Source organism: Paractinoplanes deccanensis (assembly GCF_016862115.1).
GTDB classification, from domain to species: Bacteria; Actinomycetota; Actinomycetes; order Mycobacteriales; family Micromonosporaceae; genus Actinoplanes; species Actinoplanes deccanensis.
The window spans coordinates 25,767-49,963 of sequence record NZ_BOMI01000189.1 but is presented as its reverse complement, the minus strand read 5'-3'; the positions used below and the strand labels follow the sequence as shown (position 1 = coordinate 49,963).

Here is a 24,197-nt window from a genome sequence, read left to right as displayed (position 1 = left end):
GCCGCAAGGATCGGCTGTCCGGCCCGCCGAGTTGAGGAATCCCGGCGGGCCCGGACGTCAGGCGCCCCAGCCGGCCTGCCGGCCGCCGACGCGCTCGGCGACGATCTTCTCCTGGTAGCCGCTCGCCTTGTACGCGCGCACCGGGTCGGGGTCGAGGCCGGCGTCCGCGCGGACCTCGGCCAGCAGCGGGCGGACGTCGGTGTTGTACGCGTCCATCAGCACGGCGTTCGCCTCGAGCACGTCGCCCTCGGCCTGCGCCTTGAACAGCGCGTCCCGGTCGACCAGCAGCGCTTTGGCGGTCGCCTCCTGGATGTTGAGCACCGAGCGGATGATCGCCGGGATCTTCGCCTCGATGTTGTGGCACTGGTCGAGCATGAAGTTGATGCCGTACGACGGGTCCAGCGCGTCCGCCCGGACGATCTCGTACATGATCCGGAAGAGCTGGAACGGGTCGGCGGCGCCCGCCATCAAGTCGTCGTCGGCGTAGAACCGGCTGTTGAAGTCGAACGCGCCGAGCTTCCCCTGGCGCAGCAGGAACGCCACGATGAACTCGATGTTCGTGCCCGGTGCGTGGTGGCCGGTGTCGATGCAGACGGTGGCCTTCTCGCCGAGCTCGACGCAGTGCGCGTACGAGGTGCCCCAGTCCGGGATGTCGGTGGCGTAGAAGGCCGGCTCGAACAGCTTGTACTCGAGCAGGAACCGCTGGTTGTCGCCGAGCCGGTCGTACGTCTCCTTCAGGGCCGCGTGCAGCCGGTCCTGCCGCAGGCGCAGGTCGTCCTGGCCCGGGTAGTTGATGCCGTCGGAGAACCAGAGCTTCAGGTCGCGCGACCCGGTCTGGTCCATGATGTCGATCGCCTCGAGCAGGTGATCGGTGGCCTTGCGCCGGATGCCCGCGTCGGGGTTGGTGACCGAGCCGAGCTTGTAGTCGTTGTCCTGGAAGACGTTGGTGTTGATCGCGCCGATCTCGACACCCTCGGACTTCGCGTACGCCGAGAGGGCGGCGTAGTCGTCGACCTTGTCCCACGGGATGTGCAGGGCGACGGTCGGCGCGACACCGGTGAAGCGGTGCACGACCGCGGCGTCGGCGATCTTCTCCTCGGGGGTGCGCGGCACGCCCTGCTGGGGGAACACCTTGAAACGCGTGCCGGAGTTGCCGAAGGCCCACGACGGGGTCTCGATGCGCTGCGCCGCCAGGGCGCGCTTGACTGCGGCGAGGTCAGTCATGGGTAGCCTCCAAAGGCTCATCGGAAAGGTGGAACACCTCGGTCAGCAACGGGAAACCGTCGGTGGGTGAGGTGCCGGCGAAGAAGGGGGCCATCTCCGCCTGCCACCGGGTGTTGACGTCCAGCGCCGCCATTGCCGCCTGGGACGCCGCGAGATCGTCGGCCTCCACGTAGCCGATCAGGAGGCCGTCCTCGCGAAGGAACAGGGAGTAGTTGCGCCAGCCGGTGGCCCGAAGTGCTTGCTGCATCTCGGGCCACACGGCCTGGTGCCGCTCCACGTACTCCGCCATCCGCTCGGGACGGACCTGGAGGTTGAAGCAGTAACGCATGTCGCTACCGCGGATCAGAAGTTGAACTGGTCGATGTTCTCGGCGGTGAACTCCAGCGGCGGGCCGAGGACGATCTCACCGTCCGCGCCGATGGTGTACTCGCCGAGCTTGCCGGCCTTGAACTTCTCGCCTTCCTTGCCCGTGATCTGGCCCGAGGCCATCGCGGCGCCCGCGTAGGCGGCGAGGTAGCCGATGTCGGCCGGGTTCCACAGGGCGAACTTCTTGGCGGTGCCGTTCTTGACGTACTCGCGCATCTGGTTGGGCAGGCCGAGGCCGGTCACCTGGACCTTGCCCTTGTAGCTCGACGAGGAGATGTAGCGGGCGGCTGCCGCGATGCCCACGGTGGTCGGGGCGACGATCGCCTTCAGGTTCGGGTACGACTGGAGCAGGCCCTGGGCCTCCTGGAACGACTTCTGGTCGTCGTCGTTGCCGTAGGCCACCTTGACCAGCTTGAGCTTGGCGTACTCCGGCTTGGCCAGCTCCTTCTTCATGACGTCGATCCAGGCGTTCTGGTTCGTGGCGTTCGGGGTCGCGGAGAGCACCGCGATCTCGCCCTCGCCGCCGGCCTGCTCGAGCGCCATCTTCGCCAGCGACTCACCGATGCCCTGGGTGGTGGCCTGGTTGATGAACGCGTCGCGGCACTCCTTCGCCGCGTCCGAGTCGAAGGTGATCACCTTGATCTTCGCGGCGCGGGCCTGGTTGAGCGACGGGCAGACGGCGTTCGGGTCGTTCGCGGCGACCACGATCACGTCCTGCTGCTGCTGGATCAGCGTGTTGATGTAGCTGACCTGCGACGAGGCGGAGGCGTCGTTCGGGCCGACCTTCTTGTACTCGCCCTTGAGCTCCTTGACGGCCGCCTCGCCGCCGCTGGTCTCCACATCGGAGTACGGGTTGTTCAGCTGCTTCGGCAGGAAGGCGATCTTGAGGCCCTCCTTGAGCGCGGCGTTCGGGTCGGCGGCCGCGTTGGCCTGCGACCCGCTGCTCGCGTTGTCGTTGCTGTCCTTCGTGGTGCCGCCGCAGGCGCCGAGCCCCACGACGAGGAGCGCTGCTGTCGTTACGGAAAGTAGTGTGCGGGGGGAGCGAAGCACGGCGTACTCCATTCTTTCTCGTTCGGGGTTATCGGGCGGAGGCTGCGGCTTGCCGCAGGCGCCGGCGGTGCCAGTTGCCGCGGACGGCGGTGGCGATGTTGGGAAGCAGGACGGAGAGCACGAGCAGCGCGCCCGTGACGATGTTGAGCGCCTGCCCGGAGACGTCCTCCAGGCGCAGCGCGTTCTGCAGCGCGGCAAGCAGCACGACACCGGCCAGGACGCCGGGCAGGCTGCCCTTTCCGCCGAAGATCGACACGCCGCCCAGGAGGACGGCCGCGACGACGGCGAGTTCGAGGCCCGAGCCGTTGTCGGCGCGGGCGCTGGAGTAGCGCAGGGTCCAGAGCACGCCGACCAGGCCGGCGACGGCACCGCTCACGACGTACAGCCAGAACTTGGTCCTGGCCACCCGGATGCCGGAGAAATGCGCGGCCTTGTCGTTCGCGCCGATCGCGTAGAGCGCCCGGCCGACCGGCGTGGCGTGCTGCACGATCCCGAAGATCAGGGCGAGGACCGCGATCAGGATCAGGACGTTCGGTACGGGGGAGGAGCCGATCGTTCCGGTGACCCACTCGGTGTAGCTGAACGGGAAGTCAGCCACCGCGCCGTCGCCCAGCACCACGAACGCGAGACCCCGGAACAGCGCGAGCGTGCCGATCGTGACCGCCAGCGAGGGCAGCCCGAGCACCGTGATCAGGAAGCCGTTGAGCACGCCGCAGACCGCGCCGATCACGATGCAGAGCGGGATGATCGTCTCGATCGACAGGCCGTTGTTCCAGAACCAGCCCATCAGCGCGCTGGTGAAGCCCAGGACGCTGGCGACCGACAGGTCGATCTCGCCGGTCACGATGATCATCGTCATCGGCAGCGCGATCAGGATGATCGGCAGCAGGTCGAGCACCATGAACGTGAAGTTCCGGCTGGTGCCGAAGTTGTCCACGGCCGCCGACGCGATGATCAGCACGATCACGGTCAGCACGATGATGATGCTGTCCCAGCTGGTCAGCCTCTTACTCAGCCCGCCCGCGGCGGAAAACCGATGCAACTTCGATGAAGAGTCAGACATGGGCGTCTCGCTTACGGAGAGAGCGTGCGATCCGCACCGCGACCAGGCGGTCGGCGCAGATGGCCAGGATGATCAGGGAGCCGACGATCGCCTGCTGCCAGAACTGGTTGATGTCGAGAACGGCGAGGGCGCTGCTGATCACGGTCAGCAGCAGGGCGCCGAGGCCGGCGCCCCAAACCGTGCCGCTGCCGCCGAAGACCGCCACGCCGCCGACCACGACCGCGGCGACCACGTTCAGCTCGTAGCCGGTGCCCGCCGAGGCGTCGATCGTGCCGAACCGGGAGGCGAACAGGACACCGGCCAGGCCCGCGGCCGCGCCGCTGAGCACGAAGGCGACGATCAGGTTGCGGGCGACCTTGATGCCGGCGAGCTCGGCGGCCTGCGGGCTCGAGCCGATCGCGTACATCTCGCGGCCGATCCGGTAGTTGCGCATCATCAGCGAGACACCGCCGACCACCACGAGCGCGATCAGCACCAGCCACGGGATGCCGAGGACGCTGTCATTGGCGAAGTCGAGGAAGGGCCCGGGCAGCTCGTCGGCGTTGACCTGATCGCCGCCGGCCCACGAATAGACCAGGCCGCGGAAGATGTACATCGTGCCGAGGGTGACCACCAGGGCCGGCACCTTGCCGTAGCGCACCAGCACGCCGTTGATCAGGCCGGCGACCGCGCCGACCAGGATGCCCACGACGATCGGCACGATCATCGGGAGGTCCTGGTTGGCGCTCATCATGGTCGCCACGGTGAAGGCGCTGATGGCGAGCACCGAGCCGACGCTCAGGTCGATGTTGCGGGTGATGACGACGACCGCCTGGCCGGCCGCCATCACCGCGAGGATCGCCGTGTTGAGCAGGTTGTCGCGGATGCTCTGCCCGGACAGGAAGCGCGGGTTGTCGATCGCGGTGTAGGCGACCAGCAGCGCGAGGGCGAGCACGATGCCGAGCTCGCGGGTCTTGAGCAGCCCGCCCACGAAGCTCCGGTGCGGCGCGGGCGCGCCGAGCGTGGACGTGGTCATGCCGAAACCTTCTGTCCCATGGCGGCGTACATAACGGATTCCTCGGTCGCCTCGGCCCGAGTGAGCTCGGCCGCGATCTTGCCCTCGCGCAGGACCACGACCCGGTCGGCCATGCCCAGCACCTCGGGCAGCTCGGACGAGACCATCACGACACCCATGCCGTCCTTGGCGAGCGACGACAGGAGCCGGTGCACCTCGGCCTTGGTGCCGACGTCGATGCCGCGGGTCGGCTCGTCGACGATGAGCAGCCGCGGCCCGGTGGCGAGCCACTTGGCCAGCACCACCTTTTGCTGGTTGCCGCCGGAGAGCGTGCCGACCGCGTCGCTCAGCCTGCCGAGCTTGGTCTGCAGCTTCTCGGTCCACGTCTGTGCCGACCGGCGCTCGGTGCCGCCGAAGAGCAGGCCGAGCCGCGCCAGCTTGCGGGCCCGCGGCAGCGTCACGTTGCGCTCGATCGACAGGTCCATCACCAGGCCCTGTTGCCGCCGGTCCTCGGGGACCAGCGCCAGCCCGGCGGCCATCGCGGCGCGCGGCGAGCCGGCCTTGAGCTTGCGCCCGGCGAAGCGCACCGTGCCCGAGTCGTACGGGTCGACGCCGAAGACGGCCTGCATCACCTCGGAGCGGCCGGCCCCGACCAGGCCCGCGAGCGCGACGATCTCGCCCGCTCGCACGTTGAACGTGATGTCCCGGAAGACGCCCTCCCGGCTCAGGCCCTCGACCTCGAGCAGCACCTCGCCCGGCTCGACCTCCTGCTTGGGGAAGAGCGCGCTCAGGTCGCGGCCGACCATCTTGCGGATCATGTCGTCGATGCTCAGCTCGGCGACCAGCTCGGTGGCGACGTGCCTGCCGTCCCGCATGATCGTCACCCGCTGGCAGAGCGCGGTGATCTCCTCGAAGCGGTGCGAGATGAACATGATCGCCGCGCCCTCGTCGCGCAGCGAGCGCACCACCGAGAAGAGTCGCTCGACCTCGACGCCCGACAGCGCCGCGGTCGGCTCGTCCATGATGAGCACCCGCGCCTCGGCGGAGAGCGCCTTGGCGATCTCGACCAGCTGCTGGTCGGCGATGGAGAGGCCACGCGCCGGCCGGGTCGGGTCGAGCGGCACGCCGAGGCGGCGGAACAGCTTCTCGGCGTTGTCGTGCATCGTCCTGCGGTCGATCTGCCGCAGCTTGCTCAGCGGCTGGTTGCCCATCGCGATGTTCTCGGCGACCGACAGGTCGGGGAAGAGGGTGGGCTCCTGGTAGATCACGGCGATGCCGGCCGCCTTGGCGTCCGCCGGCCCGGCGAACTCCACGTCCGCGCCGTCCACCCGCAGCGTGCCGGTGTCGGGCCGGTGCACGCCGGCGAGCATCTTGACGATGGTCGACTTGCCGGCGCCGTTCTCGCCGACGAGAGCGTGCGCCTCACCCGGGAAGAGTGGGAAACTGACGCCCTGGACGGCCGCGACCGCGCCGAACGATTTCGTCACGTCGGCGACCTCGAGCCGCGCCGGCCCCGGGTCACCGGCGCGGTTGCCTGGCTTGGCCGGAGACTCCGCCACAGCCACCTCCACGTCGGACTTTGAAATGTTTCAGAGAACGTGGAGTCAACGTAGGTGGCCCCGATCACACGTGTCAAGCATTCGATCGAAACGTTGCGGAAACACGGCCGTTGTGAGTTCGACCTGTACCGTAAGATGCAACTTCAACGTTTCAACGGCCGTCCCGCGCAGGACGCCGGAACCCTCAGTCACGCCCCACGCGGGGTACGGTGAGCCGGTTCCGATCACCGCCGGTTGACCGGCAGGTCGAGGAGGTAGCGGTGCTGAACGGCAGGACGCCGTCCGTGAAGGACGTTGCCGCCGCCGCCGGCGTCTCGCTGGGCACGGTCTCCAACGTGATGAACCGCCCCGAAGTGGTCAGCGCCCGCACCCGCGAACGGGTCGAGCGCGCCATGACCGAGCTCGGTTTCGTCCGCAACGAGTCGGCCCGCCAGCTGCGCGCCGGCACCAGCCGCACCCTGGCGTACGTGATGCTCGACGGCACCAACCCGTTCTTCCACGACGTCGCCCAGGGCATCGAGATGGCCGCCGAGGACGCCGACCTGTCGCTGTTCATCTGCAACAGCAACAGCCGCTCGTCGCGCGAGGAGCTGCACCTCGACCGCCTGCTCCAACAGCGCGTGCAGGGCATCCTGATCACCCCGGTCGACCCGGCCGCCCCGCACCTCGACGAGCTGACCCGCCGCGGCGTACCCCTGGTCGTGGTCGACCGCGTGCGAGGCGTCGACAACTGCTGCTCGGTGGCGGTCGACGACATCCTCGGCGGCCGCATAGCCGTCGAGCACCTGGCCGAGCAGGGCCACGAACGGGTGGCCTTCATCGGCGGCCCCGACTCCCTGGGCCAGGTCGGCGAGCGCCTCCAGGGCGCCCGCGAGATCTGGTCGTCCCTGGGCCGCTCACCCGACGACCTGATCTACCTGCCCACCGACGCGATGACCGTCGCGGACGGACGCTCGGCCGGCGAACGCCTGGCCGGCCTGCCCGCACGCCGCCGGCCCACCGCGGCCTTCTGCGCCAACGACCTGCTGGCCCTGGGCCTGCTCCAGCAGAGCATCGGCGCGGGCCTCCGAGTCCCCGACGACCTCGCCATCGTCGGCTTCGACGACATCGAGTTCGCCGCCGCGGCCGCCGTCCCGCTGACGTCCGTGCGCCAGCCCCGCCAGGAACTCGGCCGCGCGGCGGCGCAGCTGGTGCTCGACGAGGCCACGAACCCGGAGCACAAGCACAGGCAGCTCCAGTTCACGCCGGAGCTTGTTGCCCGGGCCTCGACGGTTTCCCGCTCCCGCACGGTCTGACGCCAGCGCTCCTGGCGTCGGCGGAACGTCGCTCTTGTTGGCGCCTTTCTGTTGCCGCGTTCCGGTTTCCGCCGCTCGCCCATCCCTCCGAGCTGCCCTGCCGGCCCCGGCCGGCCACGACGTGATCAAAGGGCGGCGGTTGCCCGGGTCGTCACGCGGTCGGCTGGCCGGGCAGTTGTTCGCCCCCTTTCTCGCCTGATCACGACGTCCAGATGCTCCCGTGGTGTCTGTCTTCCGGTCGGCGACACCGGACCTTGTCGGGCCATCTCGCGTTTGCCCTCCGCTTGTGCCGTCAGGCCACCTGATGGCGATCCGGCCGAAGGGCCGACTGGCTGTGAACAATCGTCCCAGCTGGTCTCGCGGGCCGCCGACTTTGTCCACAGGCCCGCCTGCTGTCCACAGGGCACCAACGTGATCTCGCGGTTCTCCGCCACAATGGGTCGGGTCGGGGGCCCCCTTGGGAGGGCGGGGTCTGTGGGCCAGGGTTGGGGCGCCAGGGTCTGTGGGGCCGGGGCTTGTGCGCGCCAGGGTTTATGGGTCGGGGCTGGGGCGCCAGGGTTTGTGGGCCGGGGCTTGTGCGCCAGGGCTATGGGCGGGGGCCTTTGCGCCAGGGTTTATGGGGCGGGGCCTTTGCTCCGGGTTCTGTGGGGCGGGGCCTACAAGGCAGGGCCTATGGCGTCTGGTCTGTGAGCGAGATCTGTGGGCGGGTTTCTGTAAACGAGCGCTTGTGGGCAAGCACTTGCGGGCCGCGTGGAGGCCGGACCCGCCGCCGCGCCCCTCACGGCCCAACTCCCCTGTGCACGCTCCTGCACCGGGTCGAATCTGTGGGCGGCCCCGTGGGCGAATCCCTGAGGTTGTGGTCCGGGCTACGCGCGGGCCGGGTCTGTGAGCGAGAGCCACTGGCCCGGCCCGTAAGCGGAATCTGACCGTGAGCCCGCCCGCCGCACCCGCGGACTGCGGGCCTCGGCCGGACGGGCGTAGCGGGCGGCGCCGATCACCGCCTATCCGCGGCCGGTGACCCGGGCCGGCATGGGAGGGCCCGTGCGTCAGCTGTGCAGGAGCTCCGAGACCGTGACGAAGCGGTACCCGCGATGGCGCAGGCCCGCGATCAGCGTGGGCAAGGCGTCCAGGGCGACCAGCCGCCGTTTGTCGCCGGCGTCGTGGGCCAGGACTATCGAGCCGGGGCGCATCGTGTCGGTCAGGTCGCGGGCCTGGGCGGCGGGGTCGCCGGCATATCTGCGTTCGCGCATCTGGTGGGACCACAGGGCGATGTCGTAGCCCATGGCGTCGGCGGCCAGGACGGTGGAGCCGCCGAGGTGGCCGTACGGCGGGCGCAGCAAGGTGGGTTCGCGGCCGGTGTGGCGTTTGATGGCGTCGTGGGCGCGTTCCAGTTCGCGGCGGGCGGCGGTCAGGTCCAGGGTGGCCAGGTCGTCGTGTGACCAGGAGTGGTTGCCGAGTTCGTGCCGGTCCAGGCGGTTGCGGACCAGGTCGGCGTGTTTTTCCAGGTGGCGGCCGACCAGGAAGAAGGTCGCGGGCACGCCGGCGTCGTCGAGGGCGTCGAGGAAGCGGGGCGTGTAGTCGGGCAGCGGGCCGTCGTCGAAGGTGAGGGCGACCAGCTTCTCGGTGGTCGGGCGGAAGTAGTGGATGTGCACGCCGCCGTGGGCTACCGCGCCGAGGTTGTCGGCGGCCGAGGCGTAGCCGCCGCCCAGTGGTGGCCGGTCCCAGCCGAGCCAGTGTTGGACGTGGCCGGCGCCGGCGAAGGCCGTGGCGGCGCCGCCGCCGGCGAGCAGAGCGCCTCGTAGGATCGCGCGACGCGTGACCATCTGTTTCCCCCCATGAACGTTTCCGGCCTAGCAGCCTGGTTGATCATGGGTGGGTGGCGCCTCGGCCACCCGACTGGTTCATCGGGTCCAGGCATCGGCCATTGGTCGCAGATGGCGGAGTTTCCGCAGGTCAGAGGCCGGTGGCGGCTGGCTGGCCGGTGTGTGTGATGCCTGTCGCGTTCGTCAATGGGCGGGCCGGCCAGGACGGCGATGCCGTGCGGCTCGGAGAGGGAGCCGGCCGGCGCAGGATGCGGAACGTTTCAACTGTGATCGGTGTCTTGACCGGGAGCGCTACAGGGCCGTAATGTGTCCGCAACGTCTGAAACGTTTCACGCGATCTCCCAAACCCCGAAAACGCGGCGCAGACAACGGCGAAGGACACCATGACTAATCCCGCAGTGCGTGAGCTTCTGGAGCGCAGCAATCGGCTCGGCGCCGACCCGCGCAACACCAACTACGCCGGGGGAAACACCTCGGCCAAGGGCTCCGAGACCGACCCGGTCACCGGTGAGCCGACCGAGCTGGTCTGGGTCAAGGGCTCCGGCGGCGACCTCGGCACCCTGACCGAGAAGGGCCTCGCCGTGCTGCGGCTCGACCGGCTGCGCGCGCTCACCCGCACCTACCCGGGTGTCGAGCGCGAGGACGAGATGGTCGCCGCCTTCGACTACTGCCTGCACGGCCGCGGTGGGGCCGCCCCCTCGATCGACACCGCCATGCACGGTCTCGTCGAGGCACCGCACGTCGACCACCTGCACCCCGACTCGGGCATCGCGATCGCCACCGCCGCCGACGGGCCCGCCCTCACCAAGGAGATCTTCGGCGACCGGGTGCTCTGGGTGCCGTGGCGCCGCCCGGGCTTCCAGCTCGGCCTCGACATCGCCGCCGTGCAGCGGGCCAACCCGCAGGCGATCGGCGTCATCCTCGGCGGGCACGGCATCACCGCGTGGGGCGCCACCAGCGCGGAGTGCGAGGCCAACTCCCTCGAGATCATCAAGACCGCCGAGCGCTACCTCGCCGAGCACGGCCGCCCCGACCCGTTCGGCGCCCGGAAGGTCACGTCCCTGCCCGACGAGGCCCGCCACCGGAGGGCCGCCGAGATCTTCCCGTACCTCCGCGGTCTCGCCTCCACCGACCGGCCCCAGGTCGGCCACTACACCGACAGCGACGTCGTCCTCGACTTCGTCAACAGCGAGCGGCTCGAAGAGCTCGGCGCGAAGGGCACCTCGTGCCCCGACCACTTCCTGCGGACGAAGGTCAAGCCGCTCATCCTGGACACCGCGCCGGACGCGCCGCTGGAGCAGGTGATCGAGAGGGCCAAGGAACTGCACGCCGCCTACCGCGAGGACTACCAGGCCTACTACGACCGCCACGCCACCGCGGAGAGCCCGGCCATCCGCGGCGCCGACCCGGCGATCGTCCTGGTGCCCGGCGTCGGCATGTTCTCCTTCGGCGCCAACAAGCAGACCGCGCGCGTCGCCGGTGAGTTCTACGTCAACGCCATCAACGTGATGCGCGGCGCCGAGTCGGTGTCGGCCTACGCGCCGATCGACGAGTCCGAGAAGTTCCGCATCGAGTACTGGGCGCTCGAGGAGGCCAAGCTTCAGCGCATGCCCAAGCCGAAGCCGCTCGCGACCCGCATCGCGTACGTCACCGGTGGTGGCTCGGGCATCGGCCGCGCCATCGCGCTGCGCCTCGCCGCCGAGGGCGCCGTCGTGGTCGTCGCCGACCGTGACTTCGAGGCGGCCAAGAACGTGGCCGCCGAGATCGGCGGGACCGACGCCGCGATCGCCGTCGCGGCCGACGTGACCAGCGCCGACGCGATCGCCGCCTCGCTGCGCGACAGCGTGCTCGCCTTCGGCGGCGTCGACCTGGTCGTCAACAACGCCGGCCTGAGCATCTCGAAGCCGCTGCTGGAGACCACCGAGGCCGACTGGGACCTCCAGCACGACGTGATGGCGAAGGGCTCGTTCCTGGTCTCCCGCGAGGCCGCGCGCATCCTGATCGCGCAGGGCATGGGCGGCGACATCGTCTACATCTCCAGCAAGAACTCGTTGTTCGCCGGCCCGAACAACGTCGCCTACGGCGCCACCAAGGCCGACCAGGCCCACCAGGTGCGGCTGCTCGCGGCCGAGCTCGGTGCCTACGGCGTACGCGTCAACGGCATCAACCCCGACGGTGTGGTCCGCGGCTCCGGCATCTTCGCCGGCGGCTGGGGCGCCCAGCGCGCCGCCGTCTACGGCGTGCCCGAGGAGAAGCTCGGCGAGTACTACGCGCAGCGCACCCTGCTCAAGCGCGAGGTGCTGCCGGAGCACGTCGCCAACGCGGTCTTCGTGCTGACCGGCGGCGACCTGACCCACACGACCGGCCTGCACATCCCGGTGGACGCGGGCGTCGCCGCAGCTTTCCTTCGGTGACGAAGATGAGCAAAGAGTTCGCCGCGGTCGACCTCGGCGCGTCGTCCGGACGCGTCATGGTCGGCCGCGTCGGCCCCAGCGAGATCAAGCTCACCGAGGCGCATCGTTTCCACAATGTCCCGGTGAAAACCCAGAAAACCCTCTACTGGGACATCCTGGGCCTCTACCGCGGCGTCCTCGAGGGGCTGAAGCGGGCCGGTCAGGTGGAAAGCATCGGCATCGACTCGTGGGCGGTCGACTACGGCCTCCTCGACGCGACCGGCGAGCTGCTCGGCAACCCGGTGCACTACCGCGACGCCCGCACCGACGGCGTGCCCGAGCGGCTGGCACAAAAGATCGCCGACGAGCGGCTTTACGAGATCACCGGTCTGCAGAAGCTGCCGTTCAACACGATCTACCAGCTCGCCGCCGCGAAGGACACCCCGCAGTACGCGGCCGCGAAACAGCTGCTGCTCGTCCCCGACCTGCTCGCGTACTGGCTGACCGGCGAGACCGGCGCCGAATACACGAACGCCTCCACCACCGAGCTCGTCGACGTCCGCACCCGCGACTGGTCGGCGCCGCTGATCGACCAGCTCGGCCTGCGGCCTTCGCTCTTCCCCGCCATCCGTCACCCCGGGTCGGTCATCGGCGACTTCGGCGGTACGAGGGTGGTCGCCGTCGGCTCGCACGACACCGCCTCCGCCGTGGTGGGCGTGCCGGCGGCGGGCGCGCATTTCGCGTACATCTCCTGTGGCACCTGGTCCCTGGTCGGGTTGGAGCTGCCCGCGCCGGTGCTCAGCGCCGCGTCGCGGGCGGCGAACTTCACGAACGAGGGCGGCGTCGACGGCACGATCCGCTACCTGCGCAACGTGATGGGGCTCTGGCCGCTCCAGGAGTGCATGCGCGAATGGGGCTCGCCGGACATCGTCGAGCTGCTGCGCGCCGCGTCGCGGGAGAAGCCGTTCGGTGCCGTCGTGGACCTCGACGACCCGGTCTTCCTGCCGCCGGGCGACATGGCCGGGCGGCTGATCAAGGCGGCCGGCCTGCCGGCGGACGCGAGCCACGCGGTGCTGACCCGGTGCATCGTGGACAGTCTGGCGCTGGCGCACAAGCGCGCGATCGAGCAGGCCCAGGAGCTCTCCGGCCGGCACGTCGACGCGGTGCACATCGTCGGCGGCGGCGCCCGCAACGAGCTGCTCTGCCAGCTCACCGCGGACGCCTGCGGGCTGCCGGTGCTGGCCGGGCCGGTCGAGGCGACCGCGCTGGGCAACCTGCTGGTGCAGGCCCGCGCGGCCGGGGTGATCGAGGGAGATCTGACGGCTCTCCGATCGGTGCTGCGGGCAACTCAGCAGATCGTGCGGTACGAGCCGAGATAAGGAGGCATCCGGTGCGGATCGCCTTGTTCGCCACCTGCCTGGCGGACACGATGTTCCCCGCCGCGGCGAAGGCGACGGTGCGGCTGCTGGAGCGGCTGGGCCACGAGGTCGTCTTCCCCGAGGCACAGACGTGCTGCGGCCAGATGCACATCAACACGGGCTACCAAAAAGAGGCACTGCCTTTGGTACGCAGGTACGTCCGCACCTTCGAGCCGTACGACGTCATCGTCGCGCCGTCCGGCAGCTGCACCGGCTCGATCCGCCACCAGCACAAGATGGTGGCGAACGCCGCGGGGGACAGCGGCCTGGCGGCCGGGGCGGAGCAGGTCGCGACCCGCACGTACGAGCTGTCCGAGCTGCTCATCGACGTGCTGAAGGTCGAGGACGTGGGCGCGTACTACCCGCACCGGGTCACGTACCACCCGACCTGCCACTCGCTGCGGATGCTGCGCGTGGGCGACCGGCCGCTGCGGCTGCTGCGCCACGTGCGCGGCCTCGACCTGGTCGAGCTGCCCGCGGCGGAGCAGTGCTGCGGCTTCGGCGGCACGTTCGCGGTGAAGAACGCGGACACGTCGACGGCGATGCTGGCCGACAAGATGCGGCACGTGCTCGACACGGGCGCCGACGTCTGCACGGCCGGCGACACGTCCTGCCTCATGCACATCGGCGGCGGGCTGTCGCGCCTGCGCACCGGCGTGAAGACCGTGCATCTCGCCGAGATCCTGGCTTCGACGGAGGCGGCAACGGTATGAGCACCTTCCTGGGGATGCCGGTGGCGCACGCGCCGCGCGGGGTCGGCCACCTGCGCGGCGACGAGCCGTTCCCGGCGGCGGCCCGCACCGCGCTGGCGAACCCGCAGCTGCGGCGCAACCTGCAACACGCCACGACCACCATCCGCGGCAAGTCCGGCCGGGTCATCGCCGAGCTGCCCGACTGGCAGGAGCTGCGGGCGGCCGGGTCGGCGCTCAAGGCGTACACCATGGCGAACCTGCCCCGGCTCCTCGAGCAGCTCGAGGAGAAGGTGACCGCGGCGGGCGGGGTCGTGCACTGGGCGGCGGACGCGGCCGAGGCCAACCGGATCGTCACCGGCCTGGTGCGCGCCACCGGCGAGCAGCGGGTCATCAAGATCAAGTCGATGGCGACCCAGGAGATCGGGCTCAACGAGGCGCTGGAGGACGCCGGCATCACGCCGGTCGAGACCGACCTCGCCGAGCTGATCGTGCAGCTCGGCGACGACAAGCCGAGCCACATCCTGGTGCCGGCGATCCACCGCAACCGCTCGGAGATCCGCGAGATCTTCCTGCGCGCCATGCCCGGCGTCGACCCGGCCCTCACCGACGACCCGCCGGCGCTGGCCGCGGCCGCGCGCCGCTACCTGCGCGAGACGTTCCTGACGACAAAGGTGGCGGTCTCCGGCGCCAACTTCGGCATCGCCGAGACGGGCACGCTCACGGTCGTCGAGTCGGAGGGGAACGGCCGCATGTGCCTGACCCTGCCGGACACGCTGATCACCGTGATGGGTATCGAGAAGGTCGTGCCCACGTGGCAGGACCTCGAGGTCTTCCTCCAGCTGCTGCCGCGCGCGTCGACCGGCGAGCGGATGAACCCGTACACGTCGATGTGGCACGGCGTGACCCCGGGCGACGGGCCGCAGAACTTCCACCTGGTGCTGCTCGACAACGGGCGCTCGGCGGTGCTCGCCGACGAGGTGGGCCGCCAGGCGCTGCACTGCATCCGCTGCTCGGCCTGCCTCAACGTGTGCCCGGTCTACGAGCGCACGGGCGGGCACGCGTACGGCTCGGTCTATCCCGGCCCGATCGGCGCGGTGCTGTCGCCGCAGCTCACCGGGGTCGAGGACAACGCCTCGCTGCCGTACGCGTCGTCGCTGTGCGGTGCGTGCTTCGACGCCTGCCCCGTGAAGATCGACATCCCGTCGATCCTGGTGCACCTGCGCAACCAGGTGCCCCACCCGGCCGGGGAGAAGGCGGTGATGGCCGCGGCCGCGTACACGATGGACCGTCCCCGCCTCTACGCCCGCGCGCAGCGTGCCGCGAAGTTCGCCAAGCTCGTCGGCAAGCGCGGGCGCGGCCTGCCCCCGCCGCTGAACGGCTGGTCGGCGGCGCGCGATCTGCCGACGCCGCCCGCGGAGACCTTCCGCGACTGGTGGCGAGGCCGATGAGCAGCAAGGACCTGATCCTCGGACGGGTGCGCTCGGCGCTCGGCGGCCACCCGGCGGCGCCGGAGATCCCGCGCTCCTACCGCCGCGACTTCCCGCCGGCCGACCTGGACGTGCTCATCGAGCGGCTCGTCGACTACAAGGCCGTGGTGCACCGCGGCGCCGACGTGGCGGCCATCGTGGGCGACATCATCGGTGCGGGCACGCTCGTCGTACCGCCGGGCCTGCCCCCTGAATGGCTGCCGCCGGAGGCCCTGCTCGTCGACGTCGACGAGGCCGACGGCGTGGTGACCGGCGCGGCCGTGGCGATCGCCGAGACCGGCACGATCGTGCTCGACGGCTCGCCCGACCAGGGCCGGCGCCTCCTCACCCTCCTGCCCGACCTGCACATCTGCGTGCTCCGCCCGGAGCAGGTCGTCGCGTCGGTGCCCGAGGCCGTCGCCCGCCTCGACCCCACCCGGCCGCTCACCTGGATCAGCGGCCCGTCGGCGACCAGCGACATCGAGCTCAACCGCGTCGAGGGCGTGCACGGGCCCCGCAACCTGCACGTCATCCTGCTCGAGGTCTGACACGGGCCTCCGCGTGCCGTCACCCACCTCGCCGACCCGTCGCCATCGACGGCGGCTGGCCCGCAAGCCCTAAGATGCGCCCGTGACCACACCGATGCGCGTGCCACCGTCCGAACCGGAGCGTGAGCGCGCCGCCGAGCTGCTCCAGCGTGCCTGCGGCGACGGGCGGCTGACCCTCGAGGAGTTCAGCGCGCGGGTCGGCGCCGTCTGGGCCGCCGAGGACGCCGACGAGCTGGCCCGGGCGACCGAGGGCGTGGCGGTCACCCCGATCGTCGGCTCCTCGCGCACTGTCGACCGGGTCATCACCATCTTCAGCGAGAACAAGCGCCGCGGCCGGTGGCGGCTGCGCGACGCCGGGGTCTCGGTGCGCACGCTCTTCGGCTCCACCGTGCTCGACCTGCGCGAGGTCGCCACCGATCAGGCGGTCATCGAGATCTCCGGCAGCGTCACGTTCGGCGAGCTCAAGGTGATCGTGCCGGAGGGCGTCGAGGTCGACCTCACCGGCGCGGCGGTCTTCTCCTCTCGCCAGCTGCATCTCGCCCGCGTGCCGCGGGTGCCCGGCACCCCCGAGGTCCGTGTCCACGTCACCGCGTGGTTCGCCTCCGTCGAGGTGGTCTCCAAGAGGTACGCGCTGCCGCAGTAGTTGCGCGAAAAAGCTCCGGATCTCGTGACAACGAACCGGGGCACGGAAGTGTCTTCTCCTCTGTGACGACCGTAATGAAGCACCGACCCGCCGGGACGGCGAGCGGCGCGGAGCAGGAGTTCCGGGTTTTCGTCCAGGGGATGGCCGCATCGCTGCATCGCACGGCCTATCTGCTGTGCGGGGACTGGCACCTGGCCGACGACCTCGTGCAGGAGGCGCTGGCCAAGGCCTACAGCCACTGGCGCAAGGTCCAGAAGGCCGAGAACCCACCCGCGTACGTGCGGCGCATCCTGATCAACGAGGCGCGACGCCAGTGGCGCCGGAGTCCGCGGGCCGACGTGTCCGATGTTCCCGACATCGCCCTTCCCGACCTCTCCGACGGCGTGGTGACCCGGGCCGACCTGCTCCAGGCACTTGTGTCCCTGCCGATGCGGCAGCGGGCGACGGTCGTCCTGCGCTACCTCGAAGGGCTCAGCGAGCGGGAGACCGCCGTGGCCCTGAAGTGCAGCGAGGGCACCGTCAAGAGCCAGACGAGCCGGGCGTTGACCAAGCTCAAGTCCGTCCTGAACCGAGGAGACCTCTGACCATGTCGTACGACACCGAGCAGCGCCTCAGCGCGACCCTCAAGGCCGCCGTCGGCGACCGGCAGTACACCCCCGACCTGGAGCGCATCGAGAGCCGCGGCCGGCGGCTGCGCAGCCGCCGCCTGGCCTGGCGCACGACCGCCGCCGGTGGCTTCGCCGTCGCCGCGATCGCCGCGGTCGCGGTGGCCACCACCGGCGCCGGCGGCACCGGCACGGCGCCGGCCCGGAACATCGCCGCCCCCGCGACGACGGCGTCCGCGAGCGCCGCCGCCGCGCAGCCGCCACTGCTCCAGCTGGTCGGCTACCTCAACACGACGGCGAAGCCCGAGGGCGACGCGACGCTCGTGCTGCGCGACCAGAAGCTCTACGACGGCACGCGGGTCAAGGTGTGGGACCTGTGGGCCGACAGCGGCGGCTACTACTTCGCCAAGACCCGCGACGGCCTGCCGGCGCAGGTGAAGGCCGGCAACATCCGCGGCGGGGACAGCTACCGGCAGTACGTCGCGGCGGCGAAGGCCGCGGCGCAGGGCGACCTGAACGCCGCCCGCAAGCGGATGATCGTGGCCGGGGCGCCCAAGGGCGCGCCGGTGCCGACCGAGGCGCCCGGCTTCAGCCACCCGGCCCCGACGAACACCAAGATCCCCGCGGCGATCCGCGAGGGCATGCGCACCAACATCGCCGACAACCGGGTCTGGAACAACGTGATGGACGCGCTGCACGCCGGCGCCGGCGACCCGGCCGTGCGGGCCGGTGCGCTGCGCCTGCTCAACCAGATGCCCGAGGTCAAGACGGTCGAGGGCACGCTCGCCGGCAAGAAGGTGCTCAACCTGACCGTCGGCATGCCGGCGCTCGAGGGCGCCGCGCAGACCCTCACCATCGACGCGCAGTCGGGCGTCCCGCTGAAGCTCTCCAACGGCCCCGGCGACAACGAGACGACCTACGTCGTCACCCGCGTCAAGCTGGCCGACGTGAAGAAGGGCACCTTCTGATCCGGGGATGAAACCCGCCAGGGCCGGTCCGTCCGCCGGCCCTGGCGTTTCCCGTCAGCTCTCCTCCGGGCCGGGCGGCGCGCGGTGGGCGCCCGCCACGCGGTTCTCGTCGTGGTGGGTGCCGGCCGCGGGGTTCTCCTCGCGGTGGACGCCCACTTCGTGGTTGCCGTCGTGCGGGGCCACCGCGACGTGGTTGCCGCCGGGGTGGGCGTCGGCCGAGTGCCGGCCCTCGGTGGTCACCTCCGTCGCCGCCACCGGCGCGGCCGCGGGCAGTTCCGCCGCTGCCGGTGTGGCCGCGGGCAGTTCCGCCGCTGCCGGTGTGGCCGCGGGCAGGCCGGCCGGCTGCTCCTCGGCGGCGCGGGCGGCCAGGCCCGACTGGGTGCGCAGCGGGATCTGCGGCAGGAAGGCGAAGACGACCAGCGCCACCAGGATGATCGCGGCCGCGGCCAGGAAGATCATGTCCATCGACCGGGAGAAGCCGTCCTTGAACGGGTACGCGACGACGGCGCTGACCCCGTTCAGGAACGACGTGTCGTTCAGGGCGGCCCCGGCGTGCAGGGCCTCGGCGGCCGCGCGGTTCGCCGGCTCGGCGAGCGCCTGCTGGAAACCGGGGCCTGCCGCCCGTACGGCATCCTGGATCTTGTCGCCGACGGTCGAGAAGAGCAGCGACAGGAAGAGCGCGGTGCCGGCCGTGGCGCCCATCTGGCGGAAGAACGTCGCCGACGAGGTCGCCACGCCGATCTCCCGCGCCGACATCGCGTTCTGCACCGCCAGCGTGATCGGCTGGAGGATCAGGCCGAGGCCCAGGCCCAGCACGGCCATGAAGACGCCGGTACGCCAGAACGGCGTCTCCACCCCGACCGTGTGCAGCAGCCACATGCCGATCGCGGCGAGCACGCTGCCCACCACCGGGAAGACCTTGTAGCGCCCCGTACGGCTGATCAGCTGACCCGAGATGATCGAGCCGACCATGAGACCGAGCGTCAGCGGCAGCAGTTGCAGACCCGACTCGGTCGGCGTGGCACCCCGCACGATCTGCAGGTAGAGCGGAAGCACGGCGAGACCGCCGAACATGCCCAGGCCCACGATGAAGCCGCCGATCGCGGTGAGGCTGAACGTCTTGTTGCGGAAGAACCGCAGCGGGATCAGCGCGTCCTCCCGCATGCGCCACTCGGCCAGCACGAAGAGCACCAGGCCGGCCGCGCCGATGCCGTAGCAGGCGAACGCCCGCGCCGAGTCCCAGCCCCACGAGCGGCCCTGCTCGGCGATGGTCAGCAGCGGCACCAGCGCGACACACAGCCAGGCGGCGCCCCACCAGTCGATGCGGTGCTCGCGCCGCTCCTGCCGGAAGCGCAGCACCCGGGCCACCACGATCAGCGCCACCACGCCGATCGGCACGTTCACCAGGAACACCCAGCGCCAGCCGGTGATGCCGAGGATCTGGTCGGCGCCCGCGAAGAACCCGCCGATCACCGGGCCGAGCACGCTCGACGTGCCGAACACGGCGAGGAAGTAACCTTGGTAGCGGGCCCGTTCCCGGGCCGGGACGATGTCGCCGATGATCGCCAGCGCCAGCGAGAACAGGCCACCCGCGCCGAGACCCTGGAAGGCCCGGTACGCGGCGAGCTCGTACATCGACTGCGCGAACGAGCACGCCGCCGAGCCCACCACGAAGATCGTGATCGCGGCGAGGAAGAACCGCTTGCGCCCGTAGATGTCGGAGAGCTTCCCGTACAGCGGCGTCGAGATCGTCGAGGTGATCAGGTACGCCGTGGTGACCCACGCCTGCGCGCTGAGCCCGTGCAGGTCGTCGCCGATCGTCCGGATCGCCGAGGCGACGATCGTCTGATCCAGCGAGGCCAGCAGCAGACCCAGCATGAGCCCGCCGAGAACCTGCAGGACCTGACGGTGGCTGAGGTCGGCGCCCGGCGGCCCCGGCGCGGTGGTGGTTGTGGCGCTCATGCGGATCTCCCCTGGTAGGCCGACGTCTCCGACTACCCCCACGCATCCGGTGCCGATGCGTTCAGGAGAGCGCGGTCACCTGCGACGCCCGTCACCGGTAGCCTGGCCGGTGATGGATCGAGACCTCTCCGCAGCCCGCGACCTCGCGGCCACGCTCGCCGCAGCCGCCGGCCGGCTCCAGCTCGAACGCCGCGACACCCTGCGCGTCGGCGCGCCCAAGGCCCACGCCAACGACGTCGTCTCCGACGTCGACATCGCCAGCGAGCGCCTCATCGTCGACGGCCTCACCGAGGCCTGGCCCGGCGACGCGGTGCAGGCCGAGGAGGGCCACGGCCGCCCCGGCACGACCGGCTGGACCTGGGTCGTCGACCCGCTCGACGGCACCCGCAACTACATCAGCCGCACCGGCCCGTGGTCCGTGTGCATAGCCCTCTACCAGGGCGACGAGCCCCGCGCGGCGGTCGTGCACGAGCCCGTGGCCGGCGAGACCTTCAGCGCCGTCGCGGGCGGCGGCGCCCTGCTGAACGGCACCCCGCTCGAGGTGCCGGACGGCCCGCCGCTGACCTCATCCCTGATCGGCGTGAGCTTCCAGCCCAACGTCGCGACGAAGACCCGCGCCGGCCGCGTGATCGACGCCCTGCTTCCCCAGGTCGGCGACATCAGGCGCCTGCCGGCGGCGCTCAACCTGGCCTACCAGGCCGCCGGCCGGTTGGACGGGGGCCTGGCCCTGGACACGAACCTGTGGGACATCGCGGCGGGCGCCCTGATCGCCCGCGAAGCGGGAGTGATCCTCGGCGGCCGGGAGGCGGAGTTCACCACCGAGCTGACGATCGGCGCGGCCCCGTCGCTGTGGCCGGCCCTCGCCGAGCTGATCCGCACGGCCGACGCCTGACGACCGCTCCACCCGGACGCCTTGTAGCGGTGCGGTTGCTGATTTTCGTCGGCAACCACCGAGCAAGCCGCTCGCTCAGCGCCGGCATGATTCTGCGGCTGGCGGGCCACCTGCACGTGCCGCTACGGGAACGCAACCGGCTGCTGGTCTTCGACCGCCGGTGGAACATCGTGATGACCAACCGTGCCGTCGACCCGTTCTTCGCGCGCGTGGCACCGGATGCTGCGGCCACCCGTCAATCTGGTGCGCCTCGGGCTGGAACCGCGCGGGCTGGCCCGGCTGGTCGTCAACCTCGACGACGTACGCGCGGTGTTCCGCACCCGCCTCTCACGCCGGCTCGCCGCCGCGCCCGACCCTGAGCCCGCCGCCCTCTACGAGGAACTGCTGTCACCGCGCCCCGGCGACCCACCCACCCGCCGGCCGGCACGAACGTGGCGATCCCGATGATCGTGCGCGTCGACGGGCGCGAACCGCGGCTCTTCTCGACCATCACCACGTTCGGCAGCGTCAGCCGATCTCCACCCACACCTCGTCGAGGACGCCCTGGAACTGGTCGTTGTCGGCGAAGGAGCCCTTGCCGCCGATGCTGAACGGCAGGTGGTTGGTGACCGACAGGTCGGCGGGGAGAACCGTCTGCCCTCGTGGGGTGCCGTCGACCAGGATGGTGAGGTGGGGGCCGGCGCGGCGGCATTCGAGGGTGTGCCAGCGGTTGTCGGCGACGCCGGTGGCGGCGATCGCGGTGTGGATCTGTGGGCGGCGGTCGTCGACGAAGACGCAGCTGGGGCGGCCGGCCAGGCCGTCGATCTGGAGTTTGTACTGGCTGCCGCTGGCCGAGTAGCCCTTCTGCAGCACGTTCTCGCCCTTGGTGGTCTCGTCGGCGGCGAGGCGCACCGCGGCGCCGTAGCGGATGGGGCGGCGGCCGGGGTTGAGGTCGGTGGCGACGGCGCGCAGGGCGATGCGCGGGCACGGCTCGGTGTGGCAGGGCGGCGGGAAGGCGAGCGCCCGGCCGCCGTTGTGGGCGACCGTGGTGAAGGTGCCGCCGTACCGGCTCACCGGGCTGAGGTCGTAGCCGCGGCCGGTGGCGTCGGCGAGCGGTGAGGGGCCGTCGAACGTGTACCGCACGGTGACCTTGGGGGAGAAGGCGGCTGCGGGTGTGACGGCCGCAACTGCGAGCACGAGGGCGCACAGGGCAACGCGCGGCGCGGAGAATCGCACGCCGACCTAACGCACGTCGTACCAGGAAGGATGCGCCGCGTTTTTGACGCGTTGTTAACGCGTGACCGTGGGAGGAGCCGCTTACCCGGTGGAACGATTTTCCGGTGACGACCACGGGGTTCCGGGACTGGATGCTCTCCGGATTGAACGACACCGCGAAGCATCACGAGGGCCCGCACGGCGTACCGGCCGATCCGGACGAGAAGCCGCACTCGTGGTGGAAGGTGATGTGTCTGACCGGTGTGGACTATTTCTCCACGCTGGGCTATCAACCGGGCATCGCGGCGCTGGCCGCCGGGGTGCTGTCGCCGATCGCGACGCTGGTGCTCGTGCTGGTGACGCTGCTCGGCGCGCTGCCGATCTACCGCCGGGTGGCGTCGGACAGCCCGAACGGCGAGGGCTCCATCGCGATGCTGATGAAGCTGCTCTCGTTCTGGAAGGGCAAGCTCTTCGTCCTGGTGCTGCTCGGCTTCGCGGCGACCGACTTCATCATCACGATCACGCTGTCGGCGGCGGACGCGACGGCGCACATCGACGAGAACCCGTACCTGCCCGAGGCCCTGCACGGTCACGAGGTGATCGTGACGCTGCTGCTGGTGGCGCTTCTGGGCGGGGTCTTCCTCAAGGGCTTCACCGAGGCGATCGGCATCGCGGTCGGCCTGGTCGGCGTCTATCTGCTGCTCAACGTGGTGGTCATCGGCGACGGGTTGTGGCGGGTGCTCACCCACCCGCACTCGGTGACCGACTGGACCACGGCGCTGACCACCCAGCACGGCAACCCGCTGGCGGTCGTCGGCATCGCGCTGCTGGTCTTCCCGAAGCTGGCGCTCGGCCTGTCCGGCTTCGAGACCGGCGTGGCGGTGATGCCGCACATCAAGGGTGACCTGCGCGGCCGCATCCAGGGCGCGAAGCGGCTGCTCACCACGGCCGCGGTCATCATGAGCGCGTTCCTGATCACGAGCAGCGTCGTGACCACGGTGCTGATCCCGCAGGCGCAGTTCGAGTCGGGCGGCGACGCGAACGGGCGGGCGCTGGCCTATCTGGCGCACGAGAACCTGGGCAACGCGTTCGGCACCGTCTACGACCTGTCGACGATCGCGATCCTCTGGTTCGCCGGCGCGTCCGCGATGGCCGGCCTGCTCAACCTCGTGCCGCGCTACCTGCCCCGGTTCGGCATGGCGCCCGGCTGGGCCCGGGCCGTGCGCCCGCTGGTGCTGGTCTTCACCGGCACGGCGTTCCTCATCACGTGGATCTTCGACGCGGACGTGGACGCGCAGGGCGGCGCCTACGCGACCGGCGTCCTGGTGCTGATCACGTCGGCGGCGGTCGCGGTGACCCTCTCGGCGCGCCGCCGGCGGCAGCGCAAGCGCACGATCGCGTTCGGGATCATCGCGGTGCTGTTCGTCTACACGACCATCGCGAACATCGTGGAGCGGCCCGACGGCGTGAAGATCGCCGCGTGCTTCATCGCCGGGATCCTGGTCGTCTCGTTCCTGTCCCGGCTGTTCCGGGCGTTCGACCTGCGGGTCACCGACATCGAGGCGGACGAGACCGCGCTGGGCTTCCTGCGCGACTGCCGGCGCCGGCAGATCCGGCTGATCGCGAACGAGCCGGACCGCCGGGACAGCCGCGAGTACAGCGACAAGATCGCGCAGATCCTCGCGGACAACGACATGGCCGACGACCGGGACGTCATCTTCGTCGAGGTGACCGTCAAGGACGCCTCGGACTTCGAGACGGAGCTGCGGGTGACCGGCGAGCTGCTGCACCACCGCTACAAGGTGATGCGGGTGACCAGCTCCTCGGTGCCGAGCGCGCTGGCCGCGCTGCTGCTCTGGATCCGGGACACCACCGGGCGGCGGCCGCACATCTACTTCGAGTGGACCGAGGGCAACCCGGTCGCCAACTTCGTGCGCTACCTCGCCTTCGGGCAGGGCGAGGTGGCACCGGTGACGCGCGAGATGCTGCGGCGGGCCGAGCCGGACCGCAACCGGCGGCCCCACGTGCACGTAGGCTGAATC

Annotated in this window: 21 protein-coding genes; 12 read left to right on the top strand and 9 right to left on the bottom strand. The window is 70.8% G+C overall.

Annotated elements, in window-relative coordinates; genetic code table 11:
* Nucleotides 1–57: 57 nt before the first annotated feature.
* From rhaI to Ade02nite_RS44795, 6 genes are read right to left on the bottom strand one after another with little or no spacing between them, the layout of a single operon-like run.
* Nucleotides 58–1,224, bottom strand: a complete 1,167-nt coding sequence (gene rhaI / locus Ade02nite_RS44820; protein ID WP_203777479.1) for an L-rhamnose isomerase — start codon at nucleotides 1,222–1,224, stop codon at nucleotides 58–60.
* Nucleotides 1,217–1,552 (bottom strand): L-rhamnose mutarotase, encoded by a 336-nt coding sequence (locus Ade02nite_RS44815; RefSeq protein WP_203777477.1) that lies wholly within the window; start codon nucleotides 1,550–1,552, stop codon nucleotides 1,217–1,219. The genes rhaI and Ade02nite_RS44815 overlap by 8 nt, the downstream gene beginning before the upstream one ends.
* Nucleotides 1,553–1,566: 14 nt before the next feature.
* The gene (rhaS, locus tag Ade02nite_RS44810; RefSeq protein ID WP_239169519.1) at nucleotides 1,567–2,640 is read right to left on the bottom strand and encodes a rhamnose ABC transporter substrate-binding protein; all 1,074 of its coding nucleotides are present in this window, start codon (nucleotides 2,638–2,640) and stop codon (nucleotides 1,567–1,569) included.
* 28 nt (nucleotides 2,641–2,668) lie between these two features.
* Nucleotides 2,669–3,703, bottom strand: coding sequence for an ABC transporter permease (locus Ade02nite_RS44805; protein ID WP_203777472.1), 1,035 nt, complete (start codon nucleotides 3,701–3,703; stop codon nucleotides 2,669–2,671).
* Entirely contained in the window at nucleotides 3,696–4,718 is a 1,023-nt protein-coding gene (locus Ade02nite_RS44800) for an ABC transporter permease (protein WP_203777470.1), read from the bottom strand. Before Ade02nite_RS44800 ends, Ade02nite_RS44805 begins: the two co-directional genes overlap by 8 nt.
* Nucleotides 4,715–6,256: a sugar ABC transporter ATP-binding protein gene (locus tag Ade02nite_RS44795; protein ID WP_203777468.1), complete on the bottom strand. Its 1,542-nt coding sequence runs from the start codon at nucleotides 6,254–6,256 to the stop codon at nucleotides 4,715–4,717. The genes Ade02nite_RS44800 and Ade02nite_RS44795 overlap by 4 nt, the downstream gene beginning before the upstream one ends.
* A gap of 260 nt (nucleotides 6,257–6,516) precedes the next feature.
* Here Ade02nite_RS44795 and Ade02nite_RS44790 point away from each other — a divergent pair, with 260 nt between their 5' ends.
* Entirely contained in the window at nucleotides 6,517–7,551 is a 1,035-nt protein-coding gene (locus Ade02nite_RS44790) for a LacI family DNA-binding transcriptional regulator (protein ID WP_203777466.1), read from the top strand.
* Nucleotides 7,552–8,597: 1,046 nt separating this feature from the next.
* Here the strand turns inward: Ade02nite_RS44790 and Ade02nite_RS44785 are convergent.
* Nucleotides 8,598–9,374, bottom strand: a complete 777-nt coding sequence (locus Ade02nite_RS44785; RefSeq protein ID WP_203777464.1) for a polysaccharide deacetylase family protein — start codon at nucleotides 9,372–9,374, stop codon at nucleotides 8,598–8,600.
* A gap of 383 nt (nucleotides 9,375–9,757) precedes the next feature.
* Between Ade02nite_RS44785 and Ade02nite_RS44780 the strand changes: the two genes are divergently transcribed.
* From Ade02nite_RS44780 to Ade02nite_RS44745, 8 genes are all read left to right on the top strand, one after another.
* Nucleotides 9,758–11,788 (top strand): bifunctional aldolase/short-chain dehydrogenase, encoded by a 2,031-nt coding sequence (locus tag Ade02nite_RS44780; RefSeq protein ID WP_203777462.1) that lies wholly within the window; start codon nucleotides 9,758–9,760, stop codon nucleotides 11,786–11,788.
* Nucleotides 11,789–11,793: 5 nt separating this feature from the next.
* Nucleotides 11,794–13,146, top strand: coding sequence for a rhamnulokinase (locus Ade02nite_RS44775; RefSeq protein ID WP_203777460.1), 1,353 nt, complete (start codon nucleotides 11,794–11,796; stop codon nucleotides 13,144–13,146).
* An 11-nt stretch (nucleotides 13,147–13,157) separates the two neighbouring features.
* Complete coding sequence (locus tag Ade02nite_RS44770; protein ID WP_203777458.1) at nucleotides 13,158–13,898, top strand: (Fe-S)-binding protein; 741 nt, start codon at nucleotides 13,158–13,160, stop codon at nucleotides 13,896–13,898.
* Complete coding sequence (locus Ade02nite_RS44765; protein WP_203777456.1) at nucleotides 13,895–15,325, top strand: lactate utilization protein B; 1,431 nt, start codon at nucleotides 13,895–13,897, stop codon at nucleotides 15,323–15,325. The genes Ade02nite_RS44770 and Ade02nite_RS44765 overlap by 4 nt, the downstream gene beginning before the upstream one ends.
* Nucleotides 15,322–15,891: a LutC/YkgG family protein gene (locus tag Ade02nite_RS44760; RefSeq protein ID WP_203777454.1), complete on the top strand. Its 570-nt coding sequence runs from the start codon at nucleotides 15,322–15,324 to the stop codon at nucleotides 15,889–15,891. Before Ade02nite_RS44765 ends, Ade02nite_RS44760 begins: the two co-directional genes overlap by 4 nt.
* Nucleotides 15,892–15,973: 82 nt before the next feature.
* Nucleotides 15,974–16,534 carry a DUF1707 SHOCT-like domain-containing protein gene (locus tag Ade02nite_RS44755; RefSeq protein ID WP_239169518.1) on the top strand — a complete coding sequence of 187 codons (561 nt, stop codon included), beginning with the start codon at nucleotides 15,974–15,976 and terminating at the stop codon, nucleotides 16,532–16,534.
* 74 nt (nucleotides 16,535–16,608) lie between these two features.
* Nucleotides 16,609–17,118, top strand: a complete 510-nt coding sequence (locus tag Ade02nite_RS44750; RefSeq protein WP_203777452.1) for a SigE family RNA polymerase sigma factor — start codon at nucleotides 16,609–16,611, stop codon at nucleotides 17,116–17,118.
* Between the two features lie 2 nt (nucleotides 17,119–17,120).
* Nucleotides 17,121–18,107: a hypothetical protein gene (locus tag Ade02nite_RS44745; RefSeq protein WP_203777450.1), complete on the top strand. Its 987-nt coding sequence runs from the start codon at nucleotides 17,121–17,123 to the stop codon at nucleotides 18,105–18,107.
* 54 nt (nucleotides 18,108–18,161) lie between these two features.
* On the opposite strand, the gene Ade02nite_RS44740 is transcribed toward Ade02nite_RS44745, so the two are convergent.
* Nucleotides 18,162–20,069 carry an MDR family MFS transporter gene (locus Ade02nite_RS44740; protein ID WP_239169517.1) on the bottom strand — a complete coding sequence of 636 codons (1,908 nt, stop codon included), beginning with the start codon at nucleotides 20,067–20,069 and terminating at the stop codon, nucleotides 18,162–18,164.
* Between the two features lie 112 nt (nucleotides 20,070–20,181).
* Between Ade02nite_RS44740 and Ade02nite_RS44735 the strand changes: the two genes are divergently transcribed.
* The gene (locus Ade02nite_RS44735; RefSeq protein WP_203777448.1) at nucleotides 20,182–20,961 is read left to right on the top strand and encodes an inositol monophosphatase family protein; all 780 of its coding nucleotides are present in this window, start codon (nucleotides 20,182–20,184) and stop codon (nucleotides 20,959–20,961) included.
* A gap of 219 nt (nucleotides 20,962–21,180) precedes the next feature.
* Nucleotides 21,181–21,408, top strand: coding sequence for a hypothetical protein (locus tag Ade02nite_RS50035; protein ID WP_239169516.1), 228 nt, complete (start codon nucleotides 21,181–21,183; stop codon nucleotides 21,406–21,408).
* Between the two features lie 60 nt (nucleotides 21,409–21,468).
* Here the strand turns inward: Ade02nite_RS50035 and Ade02nite_RS44725 are convergent, their stop codons facing one another.
* Nucleotides 21,469–22,137: a LamG-like jellyroll fold domain-containing protein gene (locus Ade02nite_RS44725; protein ID WP_239169515.1), complete on the bottom strand. Its 669-nt coding sequence runs from the start codon at nucleotides 22,135–22,137 to the stop codon at nucleotides 21,469–21,471.
* A gap of 143 nt (nucleotides 22,138–22,280) precedes the next feature.
* Here Ade02nite_RS44725 and Ade02nite_RS44720 point away from each other — a divergent pair, with 143 nt between their 5' ends.
* Entirely contained in the window at nucleotides 22,281–24,194 is a 1,914-nt protein-coding gene (locus Ade02nite_RS44720) for an APC family permease (protein ID WP_438871021.1), read from the top strand.
* The last annotated feature ends 3 nt before the right edge of the window (nucleotides 24,195–24,197 follow it).

Bases quoted from the DNA above. Each gene is read 5' to 3' on its own strand.
- Ade02nite_RS44760 (WP_203777454.1), top strand. From the start codon at position 15,322: ATGAGCAGCAAGGACCTGATCCTCGGACGGGTGCGCTCGGCGCTCGGC.
- Ade02nite_RS44805 (WP_203777472.1), bottom strand. From the start codon at position 3,703: ATGTCTGACTCTTCATCGAAGTTGCATCGGTTTTCCGCCGCGGGCGGG.
- Ade02nite_RS44815 (WP_203777477.1), bottom strand. From the start codon at position 1,552: ATGCGTTACTGCTTCAACCTCCAGGTCCGTCCCGAGCGGATGGCGGAG.
- Ade02nite_RS44800 (WP_203777470.1), bottom strand. From the start codon at position 4,718: ATGACCACGTCCACGCTCGGCGCGCCCGCGCCGCACCGGAGCTTCGTG.
- Ade02nite_RS44785 (WP_203777464.1), bottom strand. From the start codon at position 9,374: ATGGTCACGCGTCGCGCGATCCTACGAGGCGCTCTGCTCGCCGGCGGC.
- Ade02nite_RS50035 (WP_239169516.1), top strand. From the start codon at position 21,181: ATGCTGCGGCCACCCGTCAATCTGGTGCGCCTCGGGCTGGAACCGCGC.
- Ade02nite_RS44745 (WP_203777450.1), top strand. From the start codon at position 17,121: ATGTCGTACGACACCGAGCAGCGCCTCAGCGCGACCCTCAAGGCCGCC.
- Ade02nite_RS44735 (WP_203777448.1), top strand. From the start codon at position 20,182: ATGGATCGAGACCTCTCCGCAGCCCGCGACCTCGCGGCCACGCTCGCC.
- Ade02nite_RS44780 (WP_203777462.1), top strand. From the start codon at position 9,758: ATGACTAATCCCGCAGTGCGTGAGCTTCTGGAGCGCAGCAATCGGCTC.
- Ade02nite_RS44775 (WP_203777460.1), top strand. From the start codon at position 11,794: ATGAGCAAAGAGTTCGCCGCGGTCGACCTCGGCGCGTCGTCCGGACGC.
- rhaI (WP_203777479.1), bottom strand. From the start codon at position 1,224: ATGACTGACCTCGCCGCAGTCAAGCGCGCCCTGGCGGCGCAGCGCATC.
- Ade02nite_RS44765 (WP_203777456.1), top strand. From the start codon at position 13,895: ATGAGCACCTTCCTGGGGATGCCGGTGGCGCACGCGCCGCGCGGGGTC.
- Ade02nite_RS44740 (WP_239169517.1), bottom strand. From the start codon at position 20,069: ATGAGCGCCACAACCACCACCGCGCCGGGGCCGCCGGGCGCCGACCTC.
- Ade02nite_RS44750 (WP_203777452.1), top strand. From the start codon at position 16,609: ATGAAGCACCGACCCGCCGGGACGGCGAGCGGCGCGGAGCAGGAGTTC.